The organism is Thermophilibacter sp. ET337, from assembly GCF_024733715.1.
In the GTDB taxonomy this organism is placed as follows: domain Bacteria; phylum Actinomycetota; class Coriobacteriia; order Coriobacteriales; family Atopobiaceae; genus Thermophilibacter.
The window spans coordinates 240,055-256,333 of record NZ_JANRHO010000002.1 but is presented as its reverse complement, the minus strand read 5'-3'; the positions used below and the strand labels follow the sequence as shown (position 1 = coordinate 256,333).

The following is a 16,279-nucleotide window of genomic DNA, read 5'->3' as shown; positions in this document are numbered from 1 at the left end:
GCGCGATGAGCCTCGAGGACGCGCGCAGCGAGTATCTCGGCTATCTCTCCGTCGAGCGGGGGAGCTCCGCCAACACCGTCGAGGCGTATGGCCGCGACCTCGCCCGCTACGTGGCATGGCTTTCCGAGCGCGGCGTGGACGAGCCCGAGGACGTGACCCGCGAGCTCGTCGAGGCCCACGTGGCGGCGCTCATCGACGTGGGTCTGGCGCCCGCCTCGGTCGAGCGCGCGGTCTCGGCTATCAAGGGGCTCCATCGCTTCATGGTGGCCGACGGCATCTGCGAGGCCCATCCCACCTCCGACCTCCCGCTGCCCTCCAAGCCCGAGCGCCTGCCGGACGTGATCTCGGTGGCCGACGCCGCGTGCCTGCTCGACCAGCCGTTCCCGCAGACGCCCGCCGGCCTGCGCGACCACGCCATCCTCGAGGTCCTCTACGGCTGCGGCCTGCGCGCGAGCGAGCTCGTGGGGCTCGACCTGCGCGCGACCCTCATCGACGAGGGCCTGCTGCGCGTCTTTGGCAAGGGCGAGAAGGAGCGCGTCGTCCCCGTCCTCGGCTCGGCGGCCGAGGCGCTCGAGGCCTACCTCGACCGCGGTCGAGGCGCGCTCGTGGGACGGCGCCCCACCCAGGCGGTCTTCCTCAACGTCCGCGGCGGGCGCATCTCCCGGCAGTCGGTCCATGCGATCGTCGAGAAGTACGGCCGCGTCGTCGGCATCAAGGGGCTGCACCCCCACACGCTTCGGCACAGCTTCGCGACGCACCTGCTCGAGGGCGGGGCGGACCTGCGCGTGGTGCAGGAGCTTCTCGGCCACGCCAACGTGGCCACCACCCAGCTCTACACCCACGTCGACCGCACCCACGTGAGGCGCGTGTACCTCGCCGCGCATCCCCGCGCCCAGAGCCGCGACGAGGGGTCGCCCCTCTCGCCCTGATGACAGGCTAATCTCTGCCTGTGTCCCGCGCCCCGGCCTCCCGCATCTCTCCGTGCTCACCGGACCCCGCCGCGTAGGGGCAACGCGCCCGTCTCCCTGCTCACTGCTTCACAGAAATCGCGGGAGGCGGGCGCGTTGCCCCTACGCTGGTTCGCAGAAATCGCCGGAGAGATGCGGGAGGCCCGGGGCGCGCTTGTCGGAATGCGTCTGAGCGAGGAGGGCGGCCCCTCGTCGCGGCTCTGGGCGCGGCGCAGGTCGAGGTCCACTGGGCGCCAACAACCTTATTACTTGTTGATGCGCTTAATGATTCGGGGGTATCGCAGGGGACCGGTGCTTCTCGCTTAATGATTTGGGGTTATCGCGTAGGGGAGGGGCGTGATGGGGGTCGCGGCGTGCGATGGGCCAGGATCGTTAAGCCTCCGAGCCCTCATGCCCGTTTTGTGGGAGGGCATCCCACCACGGCTTGAGCGGCGGTTTCACGGCAGCGACACAAATCGTTTGAGGGAGAGGCGAACAGGGGAGGCGTGCTTGTGGCTCAGCGGCCTGAAGGGCCCAACATCTGGGGTGTCGCTTCTGCTCGATAACCGTCCAGACCCAGATTTCAACCGCAAGGTGTAGCGAAGTGTTTTTCTGTGTCGCAAAGTGGGGGCAATGACGTATAGTATTCGCACGCTCCGAACGGGGCGAGGTTTTTCGTCTCTCGAGGGGAGGGTGCATGCTCGCCGGTTCGTATCCGATGTCCGTGGATGCAAAGGCGCGCGTCACCCTGCCGGCCGTCTTCCGCAAGCAGCTCGTGGAGGGCGACAGAAAGACGATATACCTTCTCCCCCTGAAGGAGTGCGTGAACGGCTTCACCCCTGAGGGGCTCGAGAGGTTCATCGACGGACTCTTCGTTGAGCGCGGCGAGAACACCTTCGATCCCCGCAGTCGCAAGGACGTCCAGCTCAGGACGAGGCTCTGGGCGAGCGCCGTGGAGGTCGACATCGACTCCGCCGGGCGCGTGGCCCTGGGCAAGCTCGACACGGCCAAGGCCGGAACGCGCGAGCGACTCGGGCTGACCGACGACGTCACGGTCGTGGGCGCCGGGGACCACTTCGAGGTGTGGAACACCGAGCAGTGGAACGCGACGCAGGAGAGCTTCGAGGACGATCTCGACGCGCTTCTCTACCACGACTGACGGAGGGGGTGAGCGGTCTTGACAGCAGAATATCGGCACGTACCCGTGATGCTCGCCGAGGTCCTCGCCGAGCTCGACCCCCAGCCGGGGGAGGTGACCTGCGACTGCACCCTCGGGGGAGCGGGTCACACCGTCGAGCTCGCGCGTCGCGTGGCCCCGGACGGCCTGTCGCTTGGGATCGACCAGGACGACATGGCCCTCAAGGCGGCGACGGAGCGCCTCTCCCGCGAGGCGCCCGAGGCGAGCGTCCTCACCCTCAGGGGCAACTTCGGGGACCTCGACGAGCTTCTCGTCGAGGCGGAGGTCCCCGGGGTCGACTGCTTTCTCTTCGACCTCGGCGTCTCGTCCCCCCAGCTCGACATCCCGGAGCGCGGCTTCTCGTACCACGAGGACGCGCCCCTGGACATGCGAATGAATTCGGGCAAACACACCACAACCGCAGCAGAGGTCGTGAACACCTACAACGAAGCAGACCTCGCCCGAATCTTTCGCGTATACGGTGACGAGCGCTTTGCGGGCCGCATCGCCCGCAAGATCGTGGAGACCCGCGACGCAGCCCCCATCGAGACGACCCTTCAGCTCGTCGAGGTCATCAAGGCCGCGATTCCCGCGGCGGCGAGAAGAACCGGCGGCCACCCGGCCCGCCGCACCTTCCAGGCGCTGCGCATCGAGGTCAACCATGAGCTCGACGTGCTCGACCGCGGCCTCAGGGCGGCGGTGAGATGGGCCAACCCCGGTGGCAGGATCTGCGTCATCTCCTACCACTCGCTCGAGGACCGCATCGTGAAGCACGTCTTCTCCGAGCTCTCCCAGGGGTGCACCTGCCCGCCGGACCTCCCGGTGTGCGTGTGCGGTCACGTGCCGGTACTCAAGGTCAGGACCAGAAAGCCCCTCGTCGCGTCCGACGAGGAGGTCGCGGCCAACCCGCGGTCGCGAAGCGCCCTCATGAGGGTGGCGGTCAAGCTCGACGCCAGCGACTGAGGACGACAGCAACGCCGTAGCCGGCCTCGTGCCGTCTGCCATAGCAAACGCACCACCAACGCACCACCACGCAGCTCAAACGCACCACCAACGCACCGTCACACAGCCCAGACGCACGAAACACGCACCGCCACGCAGCTCAAACGCACCACCGCATCACCACGCAACGTACCGTCAACCAACCGTCAAGCACCACCTTAAGGTTCGCATCCCACGCGAGGGAAGCAAGAGTCAAGCAACCCTCAAGTTCCCAGCGTTCCTGCCATGTTCAGAGGGCACAGCGGCCTGCACCGCGCACACGCAAGGAAGTCACATGAGGTATCAGGGGTCAGAGGCATATTCGGTGAGGGCCGCGGAGCGCGCGTGGGAGCGCCCCTCGCAGAATCCCTCCCCCTCCTTCGAGGTCGTCTCGGGCGGCGGGCTCGACGCCCGCGTCCGCCAGGGCGTCTCGCGCGAGTTTCTCACCCGCGTCCGTGCGGTCGTGCTGATCGCGGCGCTGTTCTTCGCCGTGAACCTCGCCCGCGTCGCGCTCTCCGCCGCGACCGTCTCGGTGCTCCAGGCCAACTCCGACCTCACCGAGCAGATCGACGCCGCGCAGACGCTGAGCTCCAACCTCAGGATCGAGCGCTCCGTGCTCTCGAGCAACGCTCGCATCAGCCGCATCGCCACGCAGAACTACGGCATGGTCATCCCCGGCGAGCGCGTCACCGTCGTCCTCGACGAGCCGGCGCCCGAGGGTGCTCATGGTGATGCTGCGCAGTCCTCGACGGAGACGGGCGAGCAGGCCAGCGTCGGCTAGACTGGCTAGCGTGAGAAACGGCAGCAGACATACCCGCCCCGGGCGGAGGAACCATCCAGAGGCCTCGTACGACGAGGCCTCTCGTGCGCGCTACCGCCTCAGGGCCTCGCGGCCCGGAGGGTCGGGCAGCGGCGGCGCCGACCATGGGCTCTCGATCACGAGGCGCGTCTTTCTCGCCCTCTTTGGCGTCGTCGCGGCGCGCCTGGGCTTTCTGCAGCTGATCGACGGGGCCAACCTCTCGGCCAAGGCCGAGAGCCAGCGCACCAACCGCATCGTGCTGCATGCCAAGCGCGGCACGATCTTCGACCGCAACGGCAACGTCCTCGCCATGAGCGAGGAGTGCGAGACGATCTACGCCAACCCCAAGGAGATCGAGGACCCCTCGGGCGTCGCGTCGGCGCTGGTCAAGGTGCTCGGCGGCGAGAAGCAGGACTACATGGACCTGATCACGCCCGCCGACACCACCTTCGTCTACATCAAGCGCCAGGTCGACCAGGAGCTCGCCGACGAGCTCAAGGACCTGCTCGCCGAGCGCGAGCTGAGCGGCATCTACTACCTCGCCGACACCAAGCGCGTCTATCCCTACGGCAGCGTCGCGGCGCAGGTCCTCGGCATGGTCAACGTCGACGGCCAGGGCACCTCGGGCCTCGAGTACCAGTACAACGACCTGCTCACGGGCACCGACGGCGAGATGCTCGTCGAGACCGGCCTCACCGGCACGCCCATCGCGGGCGGCGCCTCGCACGTGACCGAGGCGAGAAACGGCACCGACATCGTCATCTCCCTCGACGTGGACCTCCAGCAGGCCTGCGAGTCGATCATCAAGGAGGCCGTGGGCACCTACGACGCGGACTCCGGCTCGGTCATGGTGACCGACCCCCACACCGGCGAGATCCTCGCTGCCTGCTCGACGCCGCTCGCGGACTTCTCGGACCTCTCCGACGAGGCGGCCCTCAACCTCAAGCTCGTCTCGAGCTCCTTTGAGCCGGGCTCGGTCTTCAAGGTCCTCACGACCTCCATCGGGCTCGACCTCGGGCTCTACACGCCCGAGACGGTCTTCTCGGTCCCCGCCTTCTACAAGGTCGGTGACGACTACGTCACCGACGACGACGGACGTGACTACACGGAGGACATGTCCGTGCGCGAGATGATGCGCCGCTCCTCCAACACGGCGATGGCGATGCTCGTCACCGAGGTCATCGGGGCCGAGGCCTTCGCCGAGGGCGTGGACCGCTACGGCATCGGGCATCTTACCGGCATCGACTTTCCCGGTGAGACCCAGGGCCTCGTGCGCACGCCCGCCGAGTACGACGGCTCGACGGCCGGCTCGATGGCCTTTGGCCAGGCGCTCGCCATCCCCATGGTCCAGATCGTGCGCGCCTACGGCGCCGTCGCGAACGGCGGCACGCTCATGACGCCGCACTTCCTCGTGACAAAGGGCGACGAGGACGTCGAGTGGCCCGCGGGGGACCGCGCGGTCTCCGAGGAGACCTGCGCCCTGGAGACCGACATCATGCGCACCGTCGTGGCCGAGGGTACGGGCAAAAACGCCCGGATCGAGGGGTACGACATCGCCGGCAAGACCGGCACGGGCGAGCAGGCCTCGGAGGACGGTGGCTACATGGCCGGGTCGTTTGTCGCCTCGCTGTGCGGCTTCGCCAACGCGGGCGACCCCGAGGTCCTCGTCTACGCGGGCCTCAACCACATCCCTCACCTTGCGTCCGCGTCCGCGGCAAACGTCTTCCACGACGTGATGTCCCAGGCCGTCAACATCCTGGGCATCTCGCCCTCGTCATAGCAAGAAGAAAGGTTGCACGATGATCAAGATGACCGTAGCGGAGCTTGCCCGCGTCACGGGCGCGGAGGTGCTCCTGGAGGGCGCCTCCGACGTGACGGGCGAGGTCGTCGTCGACTCGCGCGCGGTGGGCGAGGGAGGGCTGTTCGTCGCCTTCGCCGGCGAGCGCGTCGACGGCAACGCCTACCTCGCCTCCGCGGCAAAGGCGGGCGCCGCCGCGGTGGTCGCCTCCGCCGACCCCGGCGAGGAGGCGCTCGCCGCCGCCGGCGCGGCGGGCTGCGCGGTGCTGCGCGCCGCCGGCGACGACAGCGAGGAGTTCCTGCTGCGCCTCGCCCGTGCCTGGCGCGAGCTTCACCCCTCATGGTTTGTCGTGGCGGTCACCGGGTCGGTGGGCAAGACCACGACCAAGGAGATGCTCGCCGCGGGCTTTGGCTCCCAGCGCCGCTGCCACGCCACGCGGGGCAACCTCAACAGCCTCATCGGCCTTCCGCTCACGGTCCTCTCCGCCCCCGAGGACTCCGAGGTCCTGGTGTGCGAGCTCGGCATGAACCACCCGGGCGAAATCGGCCGCATGGCCTCGGCCTGCCGTCCCGCGCTCGCCTGCATCACCAACGTGGGCACGAGCCACATCGGCATCCTCGGCAGCCGCGAGAACATCGCGCGCGCCAAGGCGGAGGTCGTCTCGGGCCTTGCCGCCCACGACGGCGCGGGCCCGCTGCTCGCGCTCACGAGCTCGGGCGACTTCACGGGCTTCATCGAGCGGGGCTTCTGCGAGCCCGCCGGCGTGGAGACGCTGCGCGTGGGCTCGGGCGAGAAGGACGCCGTGCGGGCCTCGGGCGTCACCCTCGACGCCGAGGGCCGCGCGCGCTTCACCGTGACGTGCTCGGACGGCTGGGGCCGCGAGGTCGCGCTGTCGCTTCCCGGGCGCAAGGTCGTGGACGACTTCCTGCTCGCCCTGGCGCTGATCTGGCGCGCCGGGCTCGACCGCGACGTCGCGACGGATTCGATCGAGGCCATGCGTCCCACGAGCATGAGGCTCGACGTGCGCGAGGCCGCGTCCGGCGCCCGCGTCATCGACGACTCCTACAACGCCGCCCCGGCCTCGATGGCCTCGTCGCTCGACGTCCTCGCCTCCATGGAGACCGCGGGACGTCGCATCGCCGTGCTCGGCGAGATGGGCGAGCTCGGTGACGAGGCGGCGCGCCTGCACGGCTACGTCGGCGCCTACGCCGCGGCCAAGGGCGTGGACCTGCTCGTCCTCATCGGAGGCGAGCTCGCCGGCGAGATGGCCGAGGCCGCGCGCACCATGGGCCTCTCCGAGGACGCGATCGAGCGCTTCGCCACCGTCGAGGACGCCGTCCGCGTCATAGGGCCCGTCCTCGCGCCCGGCGACCTCGTGCTCGTCAAGGCGTCCCGCGCCTCTGGACTGGACCGCTTCGTGAGGGGAGTGCTCGCGCAATGATCGGACTCGGAAATCCCGCCTACCCAACCTACCAGGTGTTTCTCGCCGTCGCCGTTGCCGCGCTGGTGACGGGGCTCATCATGCCGCTCTTCATCCGCCTCATGCGCCACGAGGGCGTGGGCCAGCAGATCCGCGCGGACGGCCCGCAGCGCCACCTCGTGAAGCAGGGGACGCCCACGATGGGCGGCGTCATCATCCTGGTGGGCGTGCTCGCCTCCTGCGCCCTCTTTGCCGAGTGGACGCCGGGCCTCGTGCTGGCCGTGGGCGCCATGCTCGTGACCGGCTCGCTCGGCCTGCTCGACGACATCGAGTCGGTCGCGCACGGCCGCTCGCTGGGCCTCACCCCCTCGCAGAAGATGGCGGGCCTCATCTTGATCTCGGTCGTCTTCTGCCTCGTTGCCGTCAACGTCTGCGGGACCCCCGCCGCGGTGAGCTTCCCCGGCGGCCTCTCCATCGACCTCGGGGTGCTCACGACCACCTTCGAGGTGGGCGGCGCCCGGATCGCCGTCCCCTGGCTCTACCTCGCCTTCGTGTTCCTGCTCATGGCGGGCCTCTCCAACGCCGTCAACCTCACCGACGGCCTGGACGGCCTCGCGGGCGGCTGCTCGATGGTCGTGATGGGCGTGATGGCCATGGTGGCCTTCCGCTACGGCGAGCTCGACCTCGCCGTCTTCGCCGGCGCCATCGCGGGCGCCTGCGTGGGATTTCTCTGGCACAACTGCTACCCGGCCTCCATTTTCATGGGCGACACCGGCTCGCTCGCGCTGGGGGCGGCGCTCGCGGCACTGGCCGTCCTCACCAAGACCGAGGTCACCTCGCTCATCATGGGCGGCCTCTTCGTCTGCGAGGCCCTCTCGGTCATGATCCAGGTCACGAGCTTCAAGCTCACCGGCAAGCGCGTCTTCCTTATGACGCCGATCCACCACCACTTCGAGCAGATGGGCTGGGCGGAGAACAAGGTCGTCGTGCGGTTCTGGATCGTCTCCGCCGCCTTCGCGGCCCTCGGTTTCGCGCTCTACTTCCAGCTCGGATAGGGGAGAAAACCATGTCCTCTCAGGCACATCTCGGCGACGTCCTCGTGCTCGGGCTCGGCCGCACCGGCGAGTCCGCTGCCCGCTACCTCGCGGCGCTCGGACCCGGGCGCGTGAGCTCCGTCACCCTCTACGGCGGCGTCAGCGCGCAGGCGGGGGAGCGCACGGAGGCGCTCGAGGGCGCCGGCGTGCGCGTCGTCTGCGGGACCGAGGAGGTGTCAGGCTCCTTCGACCTCGCCGTCGCCTCGCCCGGCATCCCCATGGACTCGGCCTTCTTCCGCGCCGCCCGGGACTGCTCGCGCGAGGTCGTGAGCGAGCCCGAGCTCGCCTGGCGCGAGAGCCCCGAGCGCTGGATCGCCGTCACGGGGACCAACGGCAAGACCACCACCACCTCGCTCGCCACGCACCTGCTGCGCGAGGGCGGCCTCGCGGCGCGCTCCGTGGGCAACATCGGGACGCCGCCCACCGTGGCCGTCCCGGACCGCACCGAGGGGGACTGGCTGGTGGCGGAGCTCTCGAGCTTCCAGCTCGCCGAGACGAGCCTCTTTCACCCCCGCGTCGCCGTGCTGCTCAACGTCACGCCCGACCACCTCGAGTGGCACCACACGATGGAGGCCTACGCCGCCGCCAAGGAGCGCGCCTTCGCCAACCTGGGCGCGGGCGACCTCGCCGTCGTCTCCGTCGACGACGACTGGTGCCGCGCCGTGGCGGGGCGCTGCGAGGCGCGCGGCGTGCGCACCTGCCGTCTCTCCGTCTGCTCCGAGCCCGACGCGCCCTGCGCGGCCTTCCTGCGCGAGGGGACGCTCGTGGTGCGCCTCGACGGCGTCGAGCACGAGCTGCTGCCCGCCGACGAGCTCAAGATCTTTGGCCTGCACAACGCCGAGAACGCGCTCGCCGCGGCCGCCGTCGCCCTCGAGGCGGGCGTGACGCGCGACGACGTCCGCGCGGGCCTCAGGTCCTTCTCGCCCATCGAGCACCGCATCGAGCCCGCCGGCACCGTCGCCGGGGTGCGCTACGTCAACGACTCCAAGGCGACCAACACCGACTCCGTCGAGAAGGCGCTCACTGCCTTCGACGCCGGCACGATCGTTGTCATGCTCGGCGGGCACGACAAGATGACCGACCTCGCCTCCCTCGCGGGCGCCGTCTGCGAGCGCTGCCGCGTCGCCGTGTGCTTCGGCGAGGCGGGGGAGCGCATCGCGGGCGCGCTCGAGGCCGCCCGCGCCGAGCGCGGCTCCGGGCTCGAGGTCCTGCGCGCCCCGCACCTGCGCGAGGCCTTCTCCGCCGCCCGCGCCGCGGCGCGCCCCGGCGACACCGTGCTCCTCTCGCCGGCGTGCTCCTCGTTTGACGAGTTCTCCAACATGGCCGAGCGCGGCCGCCTCTTCAAGCGCCTCGTGTCCGAGCTTGCCGACGAGGGGGCGCTCTCGTGACGGCGCGCCAGCGCACGGCCGTCGCCCGGCCCCGTGACGGGCGGACCCCGAGGGGGGAGGGGACGCTGCTCGGCGTACCCGAGCGCTTCATGCGCCCGCGCCTGGTGCTCATCGCCTGCGTGGGCATCCTGGTGGCCTTTGGCACGCTCATGGTCTACTCCGCCTCCTCGGTGACCGCGCTCGGCGCGACGGGGGACGCCGCCTACTACCTCAAGCGGCAGCTGATGTTCGCCGCGGTGGGAAGCGTCGTCGCGGTGGGCCTTGCGGTGCTCGACTATCGCGTCTGGGTGAGGCGCTTCCTGATGCCCATCTGGGTCGTCACGGTGGCGCTGCTCGCGCTGGTCATCGTCGCGGGAACCGACAACGACATGGGCGCCACGCGCTGGATCAACCTCGGCTTCTTCGACCTGCAGCCCTCGGAGTTCGCAAAGCTCACGATCGTGTTCACGGCGGCCAACGTCGCCGAGCGCTACTTCGAGGAGGGCTCGCTCGACTGGAGCGGGTTTCTCAGACTCATCATCGTGGGCGTGGGCGTGCCGCTCGTGCTCATCGTCGTCCAGCCCGACAAGGGCTCGACGATGGTGCTGGGCCTCACGATCGTGGTGATGGGGTATCTCGCGGGCGTGCCCAAGAGGATCCTGGTCGGCCTTCTGGTCATGGGCCTCCTCGGGTTTCTCGCCCTCTCGCTGAAAGACGACTACTCCCGCCAGCGCCTGCTGACCATGCTCGATCCGTGGAGCGACCCCTTCGACACCGGCTACCAGCTCATCCAGGGGTTCTACGCCTTTGGCTCGGGAGGCCTGCTTGGCGTCGGGATCGGCTTCTCGCGCCAGAAGTACTCCTACCTGCCGATGGCGCACAACGACTTCATCTTCGCCGTCATCGGCGAGGAGTGCGGCCTTCTGGGCACCCTCGGCGTGCTCGCGGGATTTGCGGTGTTCCTGTGGGCGGGCTTTCAGATCGCGCGCTACGCCCCCGACCTCTCGGGGCGCCTCGTGGCGGCGGGCTGCACCACGCTCGTGATCGTGCAGCTGCTCCTCAACGTGTGCGGCGTGCTCGGGCTCTTCCCGCTCTCGGGCAAGCCGATCCCGTTTTTGTCCTACGGAGGCTCGTCGATCCTCGCGAGCCTCATGCTCGTGGGCATGATCGTCTCGGTCTCGGTGCACTCGCGCCTGCCCGAGACGGCCTACGACGGCGTCCGGCACACCTGGCAGCTCGAGGACGAGGGGCGCGACCCCGCCGGCCTCGAGCTCGTGGGGGAGCCCGCGGCGCGCTCGGGCCGCGGACGCGCCTCCTCGGGGGGCGCTCAGGCGAGCCCCGGGTTCACCGTCGTCGAGGGCGGCGCCCGCCGGGGCGCCTCGGGCTCAGGGCGCTCGAGCGGCCGCGCGACGACCGGGCGCGGGGCCGCGGGGCGCGGCGGATCGGGCCGCGGCACGGGCGCGCGCGGGTCGAGCGGGCGCGGGTCGACGGGCGGCGGCGGACGCGGCAGAATAGACCTCGGCCCCAGCGCGAGCGACCGCCTGCGCGGGCGCGACAAGGGGCCCAGGACACGATAGCAGGGAGAGGCTCATGGACGAGAGACACCTCGAGGTCGCGATCGCCGCGGGCGGCACGGCCGGACACATCAACCCCGCGCTCGCGCTCGCCGAGGAGCTGCGCGACCGCGGCCACCACGTGACGTTTTTTGGCCAGACCTCCAAGCTCGAGGGACGGCTCGTCCCCGAGGCGGGCTTCGAGCTCGTGCCGGTGGTCGTGAGCGGCTTCGACCGCTCCCGCCCCTGGACGCTCGCGAGCTCGCTCGCGCGCATGCGGCACGCCCAGTCCCAGATCAAGGGCCGCTTCGCCGAGAAGGGCGCGCCCGACGTCGCCGTGGGCTTTGGCGCCTACGTCGAGATGCCGCTGCTCAACGCCTGCCATCGCGCCGGCGTGCCCTATCTGCTCCACGAGCAGAACTCGGTCCCGGGCCTGGCCAACAAGGCGCTCGCCCCGCACGCGGAGGCCGTGTGCATCTCGGTGCCCGCGGCGCGCGAGGTCTTCGAGCGGGCCAAGCGCCCCGCGCGCTCCGTGGTGCTCACGGGAAACCCGGTCCGCCGCAGCGTGTCGTCCGCGAGCCGCGAGGCGGGACGGGCCGCCTTTGACGTCGAGCCCGACGAGACGCTCCTGCTCGTCTTTGGCGGGTCGCTCGGGGCGGCCCACATCAACGAGGGCGTCTGCCGCCTCAAGCGGGAGCTGCTCTCCCGCGAGGGGCTCGTCGTGGTCCACTCCACCGGCGCGGACGGCTTCGACGAGACCGTCTCGGCCCTCGCGCTCACGCCCGACGAGCAGCTCCGCTGGCGCGTCATGCCCTACATCTCCAACATGGGCGAGGCGCTCGCGGCCGCCGACCTCGTGCTCTCCCGGGCCGGGGCGTCCTCGATCGCCGAGATCGCGGCGCTCGCCGTCCCCAGCCTCCTGGTGCCCTATCCCCACGCGACGGCCGACCACCAGACCACCAACGCCCGCTTCCTGACGGACGCCGGCGCGGCGGAGCTCGTGCCCGACGACAAGATCGACGAGCCCGTCTTCTCCGAGACGCTGCTCGGCCTCGTCGACGACGCCGCCCGCCGCGAGCGGATGCGCGCCGCGGCGCGCGGCCTCGCCCAGACGAGCGCGTCGGTGGCCCTCGCGGACCAGGTTGAGGCGGCCGCCCGGCGCGGCTGACCCTCCGCTCCCGACCTGCCGCCAAAGGCCCGTCCACCCGCGTCCCCGGCCGGACGAAAGCTCCGGTTGAGACTCCCGCGCGCTCGCGGGATTTGTGCGGAGGTGCCGCGACGCCGCCCGATTTGAGATACATTAGAGGGCGCACGATAGGCCACGTCGAAAGCGGACCCATGGTCGAGAACAACGCTGAGGTCGAAAACGTCACGAGTGCCCACTTCATCGGAATCGGCGGCGCGGGGATGAGCGGCATCGCCCTCGTCCTGCACGAGCGCGGATGTCGCGTGACCGGCTCCGACCTCAAGAGCTCCCACTACGTCCGCGAGCTCGAGGCGGCCGGCATCGACGTCCACGTGGGCCACGAGGCCGCCACGATCGACGAGGTCGCCCCGCAGGTGGTGGTCACCTCGACCGCCATCCCCGAGACCAACCCCGAGGTCGTCCGCGCCCACGAGCTCGGCATCCCCATCTGGCCGCGCGCCAAGATGCTCTCGTGGCTCTCGGGCACCCAGCGCACCGTCGCCGTCGCGGGGACGCACGGCAAGACCACCACGTCCTCGATGGTCGCCACGATGCTCGACAAGATGGGGCTCGACCCCTCCTTCCTGATCGGCGGCGTCGTCGAGGGCTACGGCACCAACGGCCGCAACGGCGCCGGCGAGCACTTCGTCTGCGAGGCGGACGAGTCCGACGGCTCCTTCCTCTACCTCAACCCCAACGTGGTCGTGGTCACCAACATCGAGGCGGACCACCTCGACCACTACGGCACCCTCGAGAACATCGAGAAGACCTTCTGCACCTTCATGGGCCTCGTCGGGGACGAGGGCACGGTCGTCGTCAACGGTGACGTCGCCCGCTACGTCGAGCTCGCCCGCTCCACGGGCAGGCGCGTGGTCACCTACGGCTTCAGTCCCTCCTGCGACTACGTCTGCGTCCCCGAGGACGGCGGGCACACCCTGGCCAGCACCTTCTCCGTGCGGCTGCCGGGCGGCCGCGGCGACGTCCGCGTGACGATCAGCGCCAACCCCGGGCGCCACAACATGGCCAACGCGACCGCGGCCATCGCCGTGGCCGACGTGCTCGGCCTCGACCCCGTCGCCGCCGCCGAGGCCCTCAGCCAGTTCAAGGGCGCGCGCCGTCGCTTCACGCACGTGGGCGACGTGGGCGGCGTGACCGTCGTCGACGACTACGGGCACCACCCCACCGAGATCTCCGTCACGCTCGGCGCGGCGGCCGACCTCGGCTTCAAGCGCGTCGTGTGCGTCTTCCAGCCGCACCGCTACAGCCGCACCCAGGCGCTCGCCGACGAGTTCGGGCGCGCCTTCGACCACGCCGACGTCCTGCGCGTCATGGACGTCTTCCCCGCGGGCGAGCTGCCCGTCCCGGGCGTCTCTGGCAAGACCGTCGTCGAGGCGGTGCGCCACCTGGGCAACGTCCTCGACGTCGCCTACGTCCCCAACCGAAAGAAGCTCATCGAGGACCTCTGCGACATCGTCCGCCCCGGTGACCTCCTCATCACGCAGGGCGCCGGCGACGTGACCACGATGGGCCCGGCCTTCATCGCCGCCATGCGCGAGCGGGAGGGCGGTCGCGCCCAGTGAGCGTCCTCAACGCCTACATGGCCCTCTCGGGGGCCGTCGACGCCGACGTGCGCCGAGACGAGCGGCTCTCCCGCAGGACCTTCTACCGCATCGGGGGGCCCGCGGCGCTGTATGTCGCGGCCCACAGCTACGAGGCGCTCTCGAGGACGCTTGCCGTGCTCGCCGCCGAGCGCGTTGAGTGGGTGATCTTGGGCAAGGGCTCCAACCTGCTCGTCTCGGACGAGGGGTATCGGGGCTGCGTCATCACGCTCGACGGCGAGTTCGCCCGCCACTCCTTCGCGGAGGACGGCGCGCTCACCGCCGGCGCCGGCTCGACGCTCTCGCGCCTGGTCAACGACGCGCTCAAGGCCGGCCTCACGGGCCTCGAGCCCCTCGTGGGCATCCCGGGCACGTTTGGCGGCGCCCTCTCGATGGACGCGGGCACGCGTCGCGAGTGGGTCGGCCCGCTCGTCCGCGACCTCGTGGTGCTGCGCCCCGGGGAGGGCATGCACCGCTACGGCGGGGGAGAGATCGCGTGGGGCTATCGCTCGACGTCGCTTCCCACCTCGGAGATCATCCTCGAGGCAACGCTTTCCCTCGAGCCCGGCGACCCGCGCGCGATCGCCGAGGACATGGACGCCCGCCTCAGGCGGCGTCGCGAGGCCCAGCCGCTCGCGGTCCCGAGCTGCGGGTCCGTCTTCAGGAACCCGCCCGACGGCTCTGCCGGCGCCCTGATCGAGTCCTGCGGGCTCAAGGGGGTCACGTGCGGCGGGGCCCAGATCTCGCCCGAGCACGCCAACTTCATCGTCAACCGTGGGGGCGCCACCGCCGCCGACGTCATCGCGCTCATCTCGCGCGCCCACGACGCGGTCCTCGAGCGGCACGGCGTCGACCTCGCCTGCGAGGTCAAGCTGCTCGGCTTCGGCGCGTAGCGGAGGGGGCGACGTGGCCAAGGACACCAGCAGGCGCCCCACCAAGCGCCAGAAGACGCCGGTCAACGCGCCCGGCACGCAGAAGGCCCCGGCCGCCTCGGGCTCCCCCAAGCCGTCGCGCCCGCGCCCCGCGGCCAAGCTCGCCACGCCCAAGCCTAAGCCCGCGGCCAAGCCCAAGAAGGCGACGGCCCCCAAGGCCAAGGCCGCCGTCGCCGGGAAGGCGGCGTCGTCGGCCCGCGCCATCGCCGGGAAGGCGGGCGTGCGCTCGCTCGTGGGCAAGCCGTCCGCGCCCTCCACCCCCAAGGAGCGCAGGGAGCGCCATCAGCGCGGCCAGACGCTGCGCCTTCTCGCCATGATCGGCGCCGGCCTGCTCGCGCTTCTGCTCGTGGCGGCGCTCGCCCTGTTCGCCCTGCGCGACTCCTCGGTCTTCTCGATCGACTCGGTCGAGGTCGCGCCGACCGAGCACGTCTCCGAGGAGGACATCAGAAACCTCGTGAAGGTGCCCCAGGGCTCGACGCTGCTCAACGTCGACACCGCCTCCATCGAGGCCGCCCTCAAGAAGGACCCCTGGGTCGCCGCCGTCGACTTCGAGCGCGCTTTCCCCCACACCCTCAAGATCTCGATCCAGGAGCAGGCGATCGACGCCCTCGTGGTGATGAGCTCGGGCTCGATCGCGTGGTATCTCGGCGACGCGGGCACGTGGATCCAGCCGACGAGCGTCACCTCCTCCGAGGACAAGTCCATCAACGACGCGGCGCTCGAGCGAGCGATCGCCGAGGGCTGCCTGCTTATAACCGACGTCCCGGCGACCGTGTCCCCGGTCGCGGGCTCCGTCGCGACCGACGCCGCCCTGATCGCGGTCCAGGAGTTCCGCGAGGCCTTCTCCGACGACTTCGCGAGCCAGATCGTGAGCTACTCCGCGCCGTCCGAGGACAACGTCTCGTGCACGCTCGCGAGCGGGGTCGAGGTCCTTCTCGGCTCCCCGACCGACATCGCCACCAAGCAGAGCCTCATCGAGAAGATCGTCTCCCAGTACCCGGGGTCGCTCCTGTTCATCAACGTGCGCGTCCCCACCGAGAAGGGCGTCTCGTTCCGCGGCATCGACTCCGAGAACGTCCAGGAAGGCTCGGGCGTGGTCTCCTCCGGCGAGGACCAGGGCCTCGACGGGGAGGGCCTGGACACCGGGCAGCAGGGCCTGGAGGAGACGGGCGACGCCGCCCAGGGCGAGCAGAACCAGGGCGAGCAGAACCAGGGCGAGCAGGACATGCCCGCTCAGGGTGAGGATGAGGGTTCCCAGGAGTGAGCCCCTCCGTTCGCCTGAGGGTTTTCTGGTGAGCGGCACCCACGTTGAGCTGGGAACTTCACGAATTCGCCAAACTGTTTGACGAGCGACCCTCCAGTGTGCCAATATACGTCGCTTTATCCAAAGCGTTGACGTGAACCTGAGCTTGAGGGTTTTGCCGGCG

13 protein-coding genes are annotated in these 16,279 nt (G+C 70.4%); all 13 read left to right on the top strand.

Features of this window, described 5'->3' with window-relative positions; translation table 11 throughout:
* The first annotated feature begins 5 nt into the window (after window positions 1-5).
* Complete coding sequence (locus tag NW198_RS03265; protein ID WP_258339991.1) at window positions 6-929, top strand: site-specific tyrosine recombinase; 924 nt, start codon at window positions 6-8, stop codon at window positions 927-929.
* Between the two features lie 715 nt (window positions 930-1,644).
* Window positions 1,645-2,106 (top strand): division/cell wall cluster transcriptional repressor MraZ, encoded by a 462-nt coding sequence (locus NW198_RS03260; RefSeq protein WP_087314110.1) that lies wholly within the window; start codon window positions 1,645-1,647, stop codon window positions 2,104-2,106.
* Window positions 2,107-2,124: 18 nt separating this feature from the next.
* A complete protein-coding gene (gene rsmH / locus NW198_RS03255; protein WP_258339990.1) occupies window positions 2,125-3,087 on the top strand; it encodes a 16S rRNA (cytosine(1402)-N(4))-methyltransferase RsmH in 963 nt (320 codons plus the stop codon).
* Window positions 3,088-3,400: 313 nt separating this feature from the next.
* Window positions 3,401-3,886 (top strand): cell division protein FtsL, encoded by a 486-nt coding sequence (locus tag NW198_RS03250; RefSeq protein ID WP_087314114.1) that lies wholly within the window; start codon window positions 3,401-3,403, stop codon window positions 3,884-3,886.
* Between the two features lie 10 nt (window positions 3,887-3,896).
* On the top strand, window positions 3,897-5,684 hold the full coding sequence (locus NW198_RS03245; protein ID WP_239386610.1) for a penicillin-binding protein 2: 1,788 nt from the start codon (window positions 3,897-3,899) through the stop codon (window positions 5,682-5,684).
* A gap of 19 nt (window positions 5,685-5,703) precedes the next feature.
* Window positions 5,704-7,143 carry a UDP-N-acetylmuramoyl-tripeptide--D-alanyl-D-alanine ligase gene (murF, locus tag NW198_RS03240; RefSeq protein ID WP_258339989.1) on the top strand — a complete coding sequence of 480 codons (1,440 nt, stop codon included), beginning with the start codon at window positions 5,704-5,706 and terminating at the stop codon, window positions 7,141-7,143.
* Window positions 7,140-8,177 carry a phospho-N-acetylmuramoyl-pentapeptide-transferase gene (gene mraY / locus NW198_RS03235; RefSeq protein WP_258339988.1) on the top strand — a complete coding sequence of 346 codons (1,038 nt, stop codon included), beginning with the start codon at window positions 7,140-7,142 and terminating at the stop codon, window positions 8,175-8,177. The genes murF and mraY overlap by 4 nt, the downstream gene beginning before the upstream one ends.
* 11 nt (window positions 8,178-8,188) lie before the next feature.
* On the top strand, window positions 8,189-9,604 hold the full coding sequence (murD, locus tag NW198_RS03230; protein WP_258339987.1) for a UDP-N-acetylmuramoyl-L-alanine--D-glutamate ligase: 1,416 nt from the start codon (window positions 8,189-8,191) through the stop codon (window positions 9,602-9,604).
* Entirely contained in the window at window positions 9,601-11,160 is a 1,560-nt protein-coding gene (gene ftsW, locus NW198_RS03225; RefSeq protein ID WP_258339986.1) for a putative lipid II flippase FtsW, read from the top strand. Before murD ends, ftsW begins: the two co-directional genes overlap by 4 nt.
* Window positions 11,161-11,173: 13 nt before the next feature.
* Window positions 11,174-12,304: an undecaprenyldiphospho-muramoylpentapeptide beta-N-acetylglucosaminyltransferase gene (gene murG, locus NW198_RS03220; protein WP_258339985.1), complete on the top strand. Its 1,131-nt coding sequence runs from the start codon at window positions 11,174-11,176 to the stop codon at window positions 12,302-12,304.
* 170 nt (window positions 12,305-12,474) lie between these two features.
* Entirely contained in the window at window positions 12,475-13,902 is a 1,428-nt protein-coding gene (gene murC / locus NW198_RS03215) for a UDP-N-acetylmuramate--L-alanine ligase (protein WP_258339984.1), read from the top strand.
* Window positions 13,899-14,813, top strand: a complete 915-nt coding sequence (gene murB, locus NW198_RS03210) for a UDP-N-acetylmuramate dehydrogenase (RefSeq protein ID WP_258339983.1) — start codon at window positions 13,899-13,901, stop codon at window positions 14,811-14,813. Before murC ends, murB begins: the two co-directional genes overlap by 4 nt.
* Before the next feature lie 13 nt (window positions 14,814-14,826).
* On the top strand, window positions 14,827-16,116 hold the full coding sequence (locus tag NW198_RS03205; RefSeq protein WP_258339982.1) for a cell division protein FtsQ/DivIB: 1,290 nt from the start codon (window positions 14,827-14,829) through the stop codon (window positions 16,114-16,116).
* Window positions 16,117-16,279 lie beyond the last annotated feature (163 nt).